Source organism: Pedobacter sp. UYP30, from assembly GCF_040547165.1.
In the GTDB taxonomy this organism is placed as follows: domain Bacteria; phylum Bacteroidota; class Bacteroidia; order Sphingobacteriales; family Sphingobacteriaceae; genus Pedobacter.
The window spans coordinates 1-12,939 of the sequence record NZ_JBEPPD010000029.1 but is presented as its reverse complement, the minus strand read 5'-3'; the positions used below and the strand labels follow the sequence as shown (position 1 = coordinate 12,939).

The window sequence follows — 12,939 nt, the reverse complement described above, 5'->3', positions numbered from 1 at the left end:
GGCAGATAGGCTTAGTGGTGGAGTTTAATTCACCTTAATTTGTTGAGTTTCTAAGGTTTCTTTTCAAAGCTAAGTCCTGCATAAATTTCTAATAAAGGTAGAGAAATAGCCAGCGAGCGGAAATTTAGTAAATCATCAAGACTATTATGCTCATTTAATTCCCAATTCCCTTTTTCGTTGAGATAGAAAGCTTCGACAGAAATAGATTCGGAATCGACCATAATATATTCTTTCAATGACGGAATAGCTCTGTATAATTTAAATTTATCGCCTCTATCATGATTTTTTGTTGATGGTGATAGAATTTCTATTATCACCGTTGGAAGTATAAAGCTCGCATCATCTAACTCGCTTTCTTGTGGTTCTTGGCAATAGATAGAAATATCTGGATAGGTGTATAGCGTATTTTCTGGAATGTGAAGCCGCATATCGCTTCCATAAGGCAGGCATGAAGAACCATCTAATTTATTAAAAAGTCTGCCAAATAAGTTACTAAATATTCTATTGTGAGGTCTTTCTGCACCCGACATGGCAAAAATCTCTCCTTCAAAGTATTCGTGTTTCTCTATAGCATTCCGTTCAATCTCTAAATATTCTTCCGGAGAAAAATGGCGTTTTTGATAAGCGGTTGCAGGTTCTTCGATAAGATTTTCCATACTCGAATGTACTTAATTAAACCCGTAGTTGCAATGGATAGCAGTCCAGCCCAATTTGATTAGACAGGCTTAATGTCCGGTAAAAAAACCAATTAATGCTACGCCTATTCCAAGTAATACTGCAATCATTTTACGGAAATTAATTTTATGATCGGCGCTAGATTCAAATAATATGGTGGTAGAAATGTGAAGAAATATGCCTATTACAACACCCATAATCTTATTGAAATACTGATCTACGCCGCCAATAGTTCCATTGCTGAGCCCGAAGCTCACATAATAACCCAGCGGAGACATCAATGCAAAAACGATGATGTAAAAAATAATCCCGGCGCGTTTAAATTCATTTTGTAATAAGATGCTCGCCAGTGCAAAGGCAGCCGGAATGTGGTGTAAAGCAATACCAAAAATAAGTTCGTTATGTTGGTCTTTGGCCAGAGGCATACCTTCTAAAAAAGCGTGTAGGCACAGGCTTATCATAATTCCGAATGGAAAAATATGGCCTTCGGTATGTTTGTGGATGTGCCCGTGCTCTATCCCTTCAGAAAATTGCTCCAAAACAATCTGTAACAAAAAGCCAAACAAAATAAACAGTCCAATATCGTGGCTATCAGAACCACTATAGGCATCTGGAATCAAATGCAATACGGTTATGGCAAACAAAAACGCCCCACTAAAAGCCAAAATTAACTTCAGCAGCTTAGATTTATCACTCTTTACCAAAAATATAGCTGTGCCGCCAAAAAAGGCACAGAAAAAGAGGGCGCAAATTTTCCAAATTTCCATTAAAAATCGGGTTGTAAATAGTTAAATAACCTACTGCAAAGGTAGCCAATTAAGGCGCCAAGTAAGGCACCCACAGTTACATCTATTGGGTAATGTACGCCAACGTACACCTGTGCAAAGCAAATTAAAGCTGCCCAAGCAATGGCCAGGGGTAAAATAGGTTTCCAATATTTGTAGAATACGCAGATTAAAAAAACAGCTATGGCAAAATGATTAGTAGCATGAGAAGATGGAAAACTAGCCCCAGTACCACAACCTACTCTGTGGATAATGTCGTTTGCTAAGCTGGGTTCGTTGCAGGGTCTTAAACGGCCAGCCATAGGCTTTATAACGCGCGAAGAAATTAAATCGCCCATGGCAAACGTAAAAAGAAGACCCGCAATGATGTAGTAACCAGTTTTTTTATACTGTGTGATAGAAAAAACGATGATAAAAAGATAGAGTGGCGCCCAGAAAAACTTATTTCTCACCAAGGGCATCAACCAATCGAAAAAAGGATTAGACATTCCTCTATGTATGGATAAAAACAACTCTGCATCCAAGTGTTTAATGGCTTCTAATGTGCCGGTTGCAGTTTCTATCTCTATAATCATGCTTTTCTGCAAATTAAAATAAGTCGTTCAGATTTAGACTCATCAAAATCGTTTAGGGCGTAATCTCCAAATGTTTTCTCAATGTACATGCCTGCCGCAAGTAACATCCGCTTAAAATCATCAAACGTAAATGCTTGCACCCGTTCCTCAAAATGGTATTTTTTTCCTTCGGCCTCAAAGTTTATACCTTTTATAATTTTTCCTTCTACAACACTTTTTGTTATTTCGAAATGGATGCCATCTATTTCTTTAAGTTCTTGGCTGTTTAAGTTTTGAATAATATTTTCGGTATTAAAGTAATCTAAAATTAAGCATCCATTGTGTTTTAGCGCTTTCCTGAAGCTTTTTAAGGCCTTAACATGTTGATATTCTGTGTCAAAATATCCAAAACTTGTAAATAAGTTAACTGCAATGTCGAAATAATTGATGTAAAATAATTGCCTCATGTCGTGCACTAAAAAGTGCAGGCGATTATTCTCGAACTGTTGTGCATAACGTATGCTTTGTTCAGAAAGGTCTATCCCAGTTACATCAAATCCCTTTTTGTTTAGATAAATGGCATGACGTCCCTTGCCGCAGGCTATGTCTAAAATTTTACTTTGTTGAGCCGGTTTTAGATAATTGCTAAGGTTATCTATAAAAAATTCTGCTTCCGCATTATTTCTTTGCTGATAGAGAATGTGATAGTATGGCGAATTAAACCAGTATTGAAACCATTTACGCTGCATATAAAGGCTTTTTGTGCCTGCAAACTTATAAAAAATGTCTCAAAACTGTGGTTTTAATTTCTCGGAGATGTGTTTTTTGATCTTTTTAACCCTAAAGTTATTTTTTGCTAGCTGATATCTTTTACAGAAAACCCCCTAAGCTTTACGTCGGTTGCTCGCAAATTTTGCTAATTTTGCCTCAATTTAAATCAAGAAGAGTGACTTTAATAAAATCGATTTCTGGAATAAGAGGAACCATTGGTGGACAGGCAGGTAATGCCTTAACGCCAGTAGACATTGTAAAATTTACCGCGGCCTTTGGGCAATGGGTGGTAGAGAAAACCGGAATTAATAAAATTGTGGTTGGTAGAGATGCACGCCTCTCTGGCGAAATGCTGAATAATTTGGTTGTAGGAACGCTGCAAGGTATGGGCATAGACGTAATAGACGTTGGATTGTCTACCACCCCAACAGTAGAAATTGCAGTGCCAGAAGAAGGCGCCGGCGGTGGCATTATATTAACCGCTAGCCACAATCCAAAACAGTGGAACGCTTTAAAATTGTTAAATGACAATGGCGAGTTTATTAACGATTTAGAAGGGAAAGCCGTTTTAGAACTTGCAGAAGAGGCTGCTTTTAACTTTGCTGAGGTAGACAAACTTGGAAAGGTTACCATGAACGATACGTATTTACAAAAGCATATAGATAAGGTGCTTGCACTGCCTTTGGTTGATGTAGACGCGATTAAAAACGCAAATTTTAAAATAGCTATAGACTGCGTAAATTCTACAGGTGGTATTTTTATTCCAGCCTTGCTTAAGGCATTAGGAGTTAAAGACGTAGTAGAGTTGTATTGCACGCCTGATGGCAATTTCCCTCATAACCCAGAGCCTTTGCCCGAAAATTTGGGTGATATAGCCAAAGTGGTGCAAAAGCAAAATGCTAATTTGGGCATTGTGGTAGATCCAGATGTAGACCGTTTATGTTTTGTAAACGAAGATGGCAGTTTCTTTGGTGAAGAATACACTTTAGTGGCAGTTGCAGATTATGTGTTAAAAAACACGCCGGGAAATACGGTGTCGAATCTGTCTTCAACAAGAGCGCTTAGAGATGTAACGGAAAGAAATGGAGGTATTTACAATGCATCTGCCGTAGGCGAAGTAAATGTGGTTAATAAGATGAAGGAGACAGCTGCGGTAATTGGCGGCGAAGGAAACGGCGGGGTGATTTATCCAGAATCTCATTATGGTAGAGATGCTTTGGTGGGCATCGGCTTATTCTTGACTCATTTGGCTAAATTTGGCAAGCCGATATCTTTGCTTAGAAGCAGTTATCCTGCTTATTTTATCTCAAAAAACAAAATAACACTTACCCCAGAAATGGATATAGACCATTTGTTAAAGCAGGTAGAAGAGCGCTATAAAAAGCAACCACACAGCACAATAGATGGTTTAAAAATAGAATTTGATAAAACCTGGGTACACCTTAGGCGCTCCAATACAGAGCCTATCATCAGAATTTATAGCGAAGCCGAAAACGAAACAGTAGCCGAGAGTTTGGCCAAAAAAATCATATCAGATATTAAAGAAATTTTGCATCTGTAGTTTGGGTTAAGGGTTTTAGAATTTGTAAAGTTATGGACAGGATATATTTAGACAATGCAGCAACCACTCCAATAGATCCTTTGGTAATTGAGGAAATGACCGCCGTAATGAAAAACCATTATGGCAATCCTTCTGCAATACACGCAATGGGCAGAGAGGTTCGAACGTTGGTAGAGAAGGCAAGGAAGTCGGTGGCACAGCTATTACACGCATCGCCGTCTGAGATTTTTTTTACATCTGGAGGTACAGAGGCAGATAATATGGCGATACGTGGCGCCGTTCAAGCCTACGGAATTAAGCACGCCATTACCTCGAGAATAGAGCATCACGCCGTCGAGCACACTTTAGATGCCCTGTTAAAAAACGGAGAGATAGATCAATTGAGTTTTGTAGATGTTGATGCTAACGGCAATATAAATTACCTTCAATTAGAAGAACTCTTAAAAGAAAATGGACGTTCTTTAGTCTCTTTGATGCATGCAAATAATGAATTGGGGACTTTAACAGATATACAAAAGGTAGGAGATATCTGCGAAAAATACAATGCCATTTACCATGCAGATACCGTACAAACCATGGGGCATTACAAACATAATGTACGAGAGTTGAAAGCCCATTTTATTGTTTGTGCCGCACACAAGCTTCATGGGCCAAAAGGCGCGGGCTTTGTTTTTGTAAATAGCAATGTTAAAATTCCACCGATGATTTTTGGTGGAGCACAGGAGCGCAACATGCGCGGTGGCACAGAGAATGTATATGGGATTGTAGGTTTGGCAAAGGCTTTGGAAATTGCTTATGCAGAGATGGAAGAACATCAAACCTATATACAAGGGCTTAAAGATTACTTTAAAGAAAAGCTAATTGCAGAAATCCCTGGGGTTACTTTTAACGGCGAGACTGCTGCAGATAAAAGTTTGTACACCGTGTTAAATGTATCTTTCCCTGCAATGGATATGGGCGATATGCTTTTGTTTAATTTAGATATTCATGGCATCTGCGCTTCGGGTGGGAGCGCCTGCTCGTCTGGTTCCAACATAGGTTCGCATGTTTTAAATGGTATAAAGGCAGATCCCGAAAGACCTTCGGTGCGGTTTTCTTTTAGCAAATACAACACTAAAGAAGAAATAGATTTTGTAATAGACAAGGTAAAAACCGTTGTGGCGCAAAACGCTATGGCGTAGAGAAAAGTTGGCTTTTGCAGCATGACTTAAATCTTTGCGTTCATTTTATTTGGCCGCCAAAACAAAAAACCTAAGTTTATGTTATCCATACAGTATATCACTAAAAACAAAAGTTATGGAAACTGATAAAAATAATCAACAAGAAAAGGCAGTAGATCAAAACGGCAAGCCCATTGAGAGTGCTGAAACTGATGGAAATATTGAGGGTGTTGAGCAAGATTTGTTCGGAAAAACTGCCGAAGATGAAAGATTAGAGGAAAATCACGAATCATCTGACAATTCTAACGTTACTACAAGTCTTTTTAGTAAAGACCATCATAGAAAAACACATTCGATGGGGCCTGGACATGAGCCTGGAGCGGGAATATGAAGTCTGTTTGAAAAAAGCACTAGATTAGTTTATCCTGAAAATATTATTTAATTTAAGCCACAGCTAAAGTTGTGGCTTTTTAATTTAAGCGAAATGGAAAGAAGAAATTTTATTAGAAATTCTGCCTTGGCTGTTGCAGCTTTGTCTCTGTCTAAATCGGCTGCATTTGCAGAAGGCCTTATGCGCGTCGACTACGAATTTAAACCGTTGAGAAATAACATGGGTTATTTTATAGAACAGGGCGGAACCATTGGTTGGTTAAATTCTAGCGAGGGATATGTGGTTGTTGATGCTCAATTTCCAAACACTGCACCACATGTAATTGCAGAACTGCAAAAACTGGGTGATAAACCTTTTAAATATCTGATAAATACGCATCACCATGGCGACCATACCGCCGGAAATATTGCATTTAAAAGTTTAGCCAAAAACGTAGTTGCGCACCAAAACTCTTTAATTAACCAAAAGAACGCAGCAGAAAAAGCAGGTAATTTGGATAAACAACTGTTGCCAGACATTACCTTTGGTAAAGGTTGGAATGATAAGGTTGGGGCAGAGCAAATTAAAGCCTATTATTATGGTTCGGGCCACACCAACGGAGATGCAGTCTACCATTTCGAAGATGCCAACATCGCACATGTTGGCGATCTGGTTTTTAATAGGAGGTATCCCTACATAGATAGAGCAAATGGCGCGCACATTGGCAATTGGATAACTGCCTTAGATAAGATTAACAATCAATTTGACAACGATACCTTGTTTATTTGGGGCCATAGCTTAGATCCAGAAAAAGTAACTGGGAATAAAGAAGACATCAAAGCTTTTCAAAATTATCTATCCAAACTGTTGGTATTTGTAGGTAGTGAAATCAAAAATGGCAAAACTAAAGAAGATATTTTAAGAGCCACAGAAATTCCTGGTGCGCCCGAATGGAAAGGCGATGGAATAGGGCGAAGTTTAGACGCTGCCTACGGCGAGTTAACAGGAGCTAAGGCGAGTTAAAAGTATGGGCGCAGACAAGTAGTTTGCGTCCATACTGTTTTCTTAATTTTGCGGTGGGTTGAAACCCACCGCTATTAATTCGGCCGCTCCGATGGAGCTTTTTTTGTAATAAAATGCCGTAAATTTTCGTCATGCTGGCTAATTTCCACCTAACAGTCAAGCCAATTTCCTGTATTTAATTCGTTTCGGCTCAATATTACCCAAACGTTTTTTACGATTTTCTTCGTAATCAGAATAATTTCCTTCGAAGAAATAAACTTGAGAGTCTCCTTCGAAAGCCAAAATATGGGTACAGATGCGGTCTAAAAACCACCTATCGTGACTTATCACAACCGCACAACCTCCAAAATTTTCTAAGGCTTCTTCTAAAGAACGAAGCGTGTTCACATCAATATCATTCGTTGGCTCATCCAGTAGAAGCACATTTGCACCTTTTTTTAAGGTAATGGCCAAGTGTACCCGATTTCGTTCTCCACCAGAAAGTACGCCTACTTTTTTCTGCTGATCGCCTCCGTTAAAATTAAATTTAGAAACATAAGCCCTGCCACTTACGGCCTTATTGCCCAATTGAATGTTATCTAAACCATCTGTAACGTTTTCATAAACCGTTTTTTCTGGGTCTAAATCATTGTGCATTTGATCTACATAACCCAATTCTACGGTATCGCCCACGCGGAAAGTTCCTGCATCTGCTTCCTCTTGTCCGGTAATTAGCCTAAATAATGTAGTTTTACCGGCTCCGTTAGGCCCAATAATACCAACAATTCCAGCTGGTGGAAGGGAGAAAGTTAAATTGTCGAATAAAATTTTATCGCCATAAGCTTTGGTTACGTTGTTGGCTTCTATCACTACATTGCCCAAACGCGGACCAGCCGGTATAAAAAGTTCTAATTTGTCTTCTCTTTCCTTTCCATCTTCAGAGGCTAACTTATCGTAATTTGCCAAACGTGCTTTAGATTTTGCATGCCTTGCTTTTGGAGCCATGCGTACCCATTCCAACTCGCGTTCTAACGTTTTTTGGCGTTTACTTTCTGTTTTTTCTTCTTGAGATAAACGTTTTGCTTTCTGCTCTAACCAACTGCTATAATTGCCTTTCCAAGGGATGCCTTCGCCACGGTCTAGTTCTAATATCCAACCGGCTACATTGTCCAAGAAATACCTATCGTGCGTTACCGCGATAACAGTTCCTTCATAATTTTGCAGGAATTGCTCCAGCCAATCTATACTTTCTGCATCTAAGTGGTTGGTAGGTTCATCTAATAATAAGACATCTGGCTTTTGTAGAAGCAGGCGGCACATGGCAACGCGTCTGCGCTCGCCACCAGAAAGTACGCCAATTTTGGCCTCCGGATCTGGACAGCGCAAAGCATCCATAGCACGTTCTAGTTTGGTGTTAATTTCCCAAGCGTTAACTGCGTCTATTTTATCTTGCAACTCGCCCTGTTTGGCCATCAACTTGTCCATTTTATCGGCATCGCTGTAGTTTTCTTCTAAACCAAAGGCTTCGTTAACTTCCTCGTATTCCTTTAATAGAGAAATAACATCGGCCACACCTTCTTCTACCACTTCCTGAACCGTTTTTTCTGGATCTAAAATGGGTTCTTGCGCCAAATATCCTACAGAAAAACCTGGCGAGAAGACTACTTCACCTTGGTAGGTTTTATCTAAACCAGCTATAATTTTCAATAAAGAAGACTTTCCAGAGCCGTTTAGACCAATTACGCCAATTTTTGCACCGTAAAAGAAAGAAAGGTATATGTTTTTTAAAACCTGTTTTTGTGGAGGGTAAATTTTATTTACGCCCGCCATAGAAAAGATTATTTTTTCGTCTGCCATAAGAATATGTTGTTTCTGCAAAGATGGGGTTAATAGTTAACAGTTAAAAGTAGTAGGTAAAAAGTTGAGGGTGGAGTTTAACTGCTAATGGTTACAGGTTATGTGTTAATAGTTTGGCTACCTTGTAGCAAATAACTGTGTGGCCAGTTCATTTTTTGGCTTTCTTATTCCTGCCCGCGTACCTAAACCGAGTTGCAGCGGTATCCCCGACGCAGGAGGGATTTAGCAAAAAACGGGACTGATTTTGTGATTACCGGTTTCCCATCATTTTCAAAACTTATTCGTTAAATAATTTGGGCGCTTTTACACGCTGTCCATTATATCTTTTTGCCAGAAAAAGTCAAAAAGGATACCATTTCCATCGTTAGCGCTAGCAATTGCGATTGAGGACGCCCAAGTTTTTGGGTTTATGTTTCTCCAAATTCCTAAACCCGATTGCAGCGGTGTCCCCAACGCAGGAGGGATTTAGCGGAAAACGGAGAAGCTTTTGTAGATAGCTGTGCTGCTGCTTTATAAGGAAATATGAGAGAAAAGGCATAAAAGAGCAAGGAGTAAGGAACAAAGACATGGTGCGCTAGAGAGATTCTCGCCTAAACAAGTTACCAACTAACCCCTAACCCCTAACCAATAACCTTTTTCTGCCGCCTGCCAAATTGTACCGAACCGTCTACAAAGCCTAACATTTTGTCATTAATTTGGGCTAAAGTTTTTGTGGCATAAAATAGACAAAGCCATTTAAAGGGAATAACAAACATTTTTTAACTTTAGGAAAGCTATTTTTGTTAACAATACGTACTTAAAATAAGCAAGTTGGTTTAAGCAGATTGAACAATTTGTTTGCAATCGCGGATATTTTGCTAGTGTATCTCCAGCCAGATGGCGTAATTGTTGATAAAATAAACAAAACAGTCGCACACCTTTTTATAATTTTATTTTATAGTTTAGGGGCGGCTGTTAAGAAAGATATTATGGAAGCAAAATTTTCACCACAGGTTAAAGATGTTATCTCGTTTAGTAGAGAAGAGGCATTACGTTTGGGCCACGATTACATCGGTACCGAACATTTGTTGTTGGGTCTTATTCGCGAAGGCGATGGGATGGCCATTAAAATATTGCGTTCTTTAGAGGTAGACACCAGTAAATTGCGTCGGTCTATAGAAGATGCTGTTCGTGGCACTAGTAGCGTTACGGTTAATTTAGGCAATATTCCCCTAACCAAACAAGCAGAAAAAGTATTAAAAATCACCTATTTAGAAGCTAAAATATTTAAGAGCGATTTAATTGGTACCGAGCATTTATTGCTTTCGGTATTGAGAGATGATGATAACATCGCCTCGCAGATTTTACTGCAATACGGCGTTACTTATGATATTTTTAAACAGGAAGTAGAGGTAAACCGAAACGGATTTAGGGATGATGTGAGCAATAGCGCATCTACCGGCGATGACGATTACAGAGATGACGAGGCATTTACCGCTCCTAAAAAAGTTTCAGACATTAAATCTAAGACTCCAGTTTTAGATAATTTTGGTAGAGATTTAACACGCCAGGCAGAAGAAGGAAAGTTAGATCCAATTGTTGGGCGAGAGAAAGAAATAGAACGTGTTTCGCAAATTCTCTCTCGTAGAAAGAAAAACAATCCAATTTTAATTGGTGAGCCAGGTGTTGGTAAATCTGCCATTGCAGAAGGTTTGGCGCTTCGTATTGTGCAACGCAAAGTTTCTCGTGTACTTTTTGGTAAACGTGTTGTTACGTTAGATTTGGCCTCGTTAGTGGCAGGTACAAAATACCGCGGTCAGTTTGAAGAGCGTATGAAGGCGGTAATGAACGAGCTCGAAAAATCGACTGATGTAATTTTATTTATTGATGAAATACATACCATTGTTGGCGCGGGAGGCGCATCTGGTTCTCTGGATGCTTCTAATATGTTTAAACCGGCCTTGGCTAGAGGAGAGATTCAATGTATTGGAGCAACCACGTTAGATGAATACCGCCAGTATATAGAAAAAGATGGCGCATTAGATCGTCGTTTCCAAAAAGTGATGGTAGAACCTGCAACGCCTGCGGAAACGATAGAAATTTTAACTAGAATTAAAGATAAATACGAAGAACACCATGGCGTTACTTATACAGATGAAGCCATAGAAGCTTGTGTAAGTTTAACATCGAGGTACATTTCTGATCGTTTCTTGCCCGATAAGGCGATTGATGCCTTGGATGAAGCTGGATCTAGAGTTCACTTAACCAATATCCATGTGCCACAAACCATTATAGATATTGAGGGCAAGATAGAAGATATTAAAATAGAGAAAAACAAAGTGGTGCGCAGCCAGAAGTATGAAGAAGCTGCAAAGTTGCGCGATACTGAAAAGAATTTAATAGAGCAATTGGATGCCGCTAAGACCGAGTGGGAAGCAGAAACCAAAACGAAACGTTACGAAGTTACAGAAGACAACGTAGCGGAAGTGGTGGCCATGATGACCGGAATACCTGTACAACGTGTCGGACAAACAGACAGCATTAAGCTGTTGAACATGTACGAGAAAGTAGCAGAGAAAATTATTGGGCAGGATGAGGCCATTAAGAAACTGACAAAAGCTATACAGCGTACCCGGGCTGGATTAAAAGACCCGAAAAAGCCAATTGGATCGTTTATTTTCTTGGGCCCAACAGGGGTTGGTAAAACCGAGCTGGCAAAAGAGCTTGCCAGGTTTATGTTCGATACGGATGATTCGCTTATTCAAATAGACATGAGCGAATACATGGAGAAATTTGCCGTTTCGCGTTTGGTGGGAGCGCCTCCGGGATACGTGGGTTACGAAGAAGGCGGACAATTAACCGAGAAGGTTAGAAGAAAACCTTATGCGGTAATTTTGTTAGATGAGATTGAAAAAGCACACCCAGACGTATTTAACATCTTATTACAAGTGTTAGATGAAGGGCAATTGACTGACAGTTTAGGTAGAAAGGTAGACTTTAGGAATACCATCATTATTATGACCTCTAACATTGGTGCACGTCAATTAAAAGATTTTGGCCAAGGGGTAGGTTTTTCTACTTCGGCAAAGATAGATCAGGCGAGTACACACAGTCGAGGGGTAATCGAAAGCGCGTTGAAGCGTGCTTTTGCGCCCGAGTTTTTAAATAGGGTAGATGATGTGGTGGTGTTTAACAGCTTAGGTAAAGACGAAATCTTTAAAATTATAGACATAGAGTTGAACAGTTTGTTTGGAAGAGTTCATAATTTGGGTTATGATATTCTACTTACCGAAAATGCCAAGGAATATATCGCTGATAAAGGTTTTGATGCAAACTTTGGCGCAAGACCTTTAAAAAGAGCCATCCAAAAGTACTTGGAAGATCCAATTGCTGAGGAAATTTTAAAAGGCGAACTTTCTGCGGGAGATACGATGGAGATAGATTACGATAAAGAGACTGAACTCATTTCTATTTCTCGTAAAAAAGGAGAGGGTAAAAAGAAGGAAAAGAAATCAGACAGTAAAGAACAGGAGCCGAAAGAAGAAGATTCTCCAAGCAAATAAAACAAAAAGCTCTCGATGGAAATCGGAAGCTTTTTTTGTTGAAATATTTTAGGGAAACAGCGCTCGTTGTCTTTATATCTTTGTAAACCGAATTGAAGATTGTTCGTGGAGATACGAACTATAAGGAACTCGAATTGAAAACAGGTTTGATGATTTTCCATTTTCTAAGCTATAGAATAAAGTAAATTATTCTAAATTAGCAGAGTAGCATGAGAAACTATCAAATTAAGCTTTTTACATTAACTCTATTTTTGCTCGCAAACGCAAGGAGTTCATTCGCTCAAAAAACAATTTATGGCAAAGTTATCGATGCGGCTACAGCAGCGCCGATAAGTAAGGCGAGTATAAGAGTTGCTAATCAGAAAGGTGTTGTTTTTACGGACAAAAATGGTGAGTTTAAATTTGAGGTGCTGAAAATAAAATCAGAAGACACATTAAAAATCACCTCAATTGGTTACAAAACAATTGTAGTCCCTTTAAAAAATGTAACATCGGGACAGATTTTCAAGTTAGGAGAAGAAGCGCTTCAGCTTCTAGATGTTAATATAAAGAAACGTAAAACAAAAGTAAGTAGTGTCTAAAATTTAATGTCGTATTTTGTTCCAAAACTATTGAGTATACGGTTCAAGCTTTCCTTTAGGTCGTGGAATGACTTATAGGCA

Annotated in this window: 11 protein-coding genes; 6 read left to right on the top strand and 5 right to left on the bottom strand. The window is 39.1% G+C overall.

Annotated elements, in window-relative coordinates; translation table 11 throughout:
* Positions 1 to 50 precede the first annotated feature (50 nt).
* The 4 genes from ABIB40_RS19300 to ABIB40_RS19285 all read right to left on the bottom strand — a co-directional run bounded on the left by ABIB40_RS19300 (position 51) and on the right by ABIB40_RS19285 (position 2,763).
* Positions 51 to 656 (bottom strand): Uma2 family endonuclease, encoded by a 606-nt coding sequence (locus ABIB40_RS19300; RefSeq protein ID WP_354361325.1) that lies wholly within the window; start codon positions 654 to 656, stop codon positions 51 to 53.
* A gap of 69 nt (positions 657 to 725) precedes the next feature.
* The gene (locus ABIB40_RS19295) at positions 726 to 1,442 is read right to left on the bottom strand and encodes a ZIP family metal transporter (RefSeq protein WP_354361324.1); all 717 of its coding nucleotides are present in this window, start codon (positions 1,440 to 1,442) and stop codon (positions 726 to 728) included.
* Complete coding sequence (locus ABIB40_RS19290; RefSeq protein ID WP_354361322.1) at positions 1,442 to 2,035, bottom strand: phosphatase PAP2 family protein; 594 nt, start codon at positions 2,033 to 2,035, stop codon at positions 1,442 to 1,444. Before ABIB40_RS19290 ends, ABIB40_RS19295 begins: the two co-directional genes overlap by 1 nt.
* Positions 2,032 to 2,763, bottom strand: a complete 732-nt coding sequence (locus tag ABIB40_RS19285) for a class I SAM-dependent methyltransferase (RefSeq protein ID WP_354361320.1) — start codon at positions 2,761 to 2,763, stop codon at positions 2,032 to 2,034. The genes ABIB40_RS19290 and ABIB40_RS19285 overlap by 4 nt, the downstream gene beginning before the upstream one ends.
* A gap of 197 nt (positions 2,764 to 2,960) precedes the next feature.
* Here ABIB40_RS19285 and glmM point away from each other — a divergent pair, with 197 nt between their 5' ends.
* The 4 genes from glmM (at position 2,961) to ABIB40_RS19265 (ending at position 6,899) form a co-directional block, all read left to right on the top strand.
* Complete coding sequence (gene glmM / locus ABIB40_RS19280) at positions 2,961 to 4,346, top strand: phosphoglucosamine mutase (protein WP_354361318.1); 1,386 nt, start codon at positions 2,961 to 2,963, stop codon at positions 4,344 to 4,346.
* 32 nt (positions 4,347 to 4,378) lie between these two features.
* On the top strand, positions 4,379 to 5,527 hold the full coding sequence (locus ABIB40_RS19275) for a cysteine desulfurase family protein (protein WP_354361316.1): 1,149 nt from the start codon (positions 4,379 to 4,381) through the stop codon (positions 5,525 to 5,527).
* Between the two features lie 115 nt (positions 5,528 to 5,642).
* Entirely contained in the window at positions 5,643 to 5,897 is a 255-nt protein-coding gene (locus tag ABIB40_RS19270) for a hypothetical protein (RefSeq protein WP_354361314.1), read from the top strand.
* Between the two features lie 93 nt (positions 5,898 to 5,990).
* Positions 5,991 to 6,899, top strand: a complete 909-nt coding sequence (locus tag ABIB40_RS19265) for an MBL fold metallo-hydrolase (protein WP_354361312.1) — start codon at positions 5,991 to 5,993, stop codon at positions 6,897 to 6,899.
* A 156-nt stretch (positions 6,900 to 7,055) separates the two neighbouring features.
* On the opposite strand, the gene ettA is transcribed toward ABIB40_RS19265, so the two are convergent.
* Positions 7,056 to 8,735 carry an energy-dependent translational throttle protein EttA gene (gene ettA / locus ABIB40_RS19260; RefSeq protein ID WP_354361310.1) on the bottom strand — a complete coding sequence of 560 codons (1,680 nt, stop codon included), beginning with the start codon at positions 8,733 to 8,735 and terminating at the stop codon, positions 7,056 to 7,058.
* A gap of 968 nt (positions 8,736 to 9,703) precedes the next feature.
* On the opposite strand from ettA, the gene ABIB40_RS19255 reads away from it, so the two are divergent.
* Both ABIB40_RS19255 and ABIB40_RS19250 read left to right on the top strand, forming a co-directional pair.
* Complete coding sequence (locus ABIB40_RS19255) at positions 9,704 to 12,277, top strand: ATP-dependent Clp protease ATP-binding subunit (protein ID WP_354361308.1); 2,574 nt, start codon at positions 9,704 to 9,706, stop codon at positions 12,275 to 12,277.
* Between the two features lie 209 nt (positions 12,278 to 12,486).
* Complete coding sequence (locus ABIB40_RS19250) at positions 12,487 to 12,858, top strand: carboxypeptidase-like regulatory domain-containing protein (protein WP_354361306.1); 372 nt, start codon at positions 12,487 to 12,489, stop codon at positions 12,856 to 12,858.
* The last annotated feature ends 81 nt before the right edge of the window (positions 12,859 to 12,939 follow it).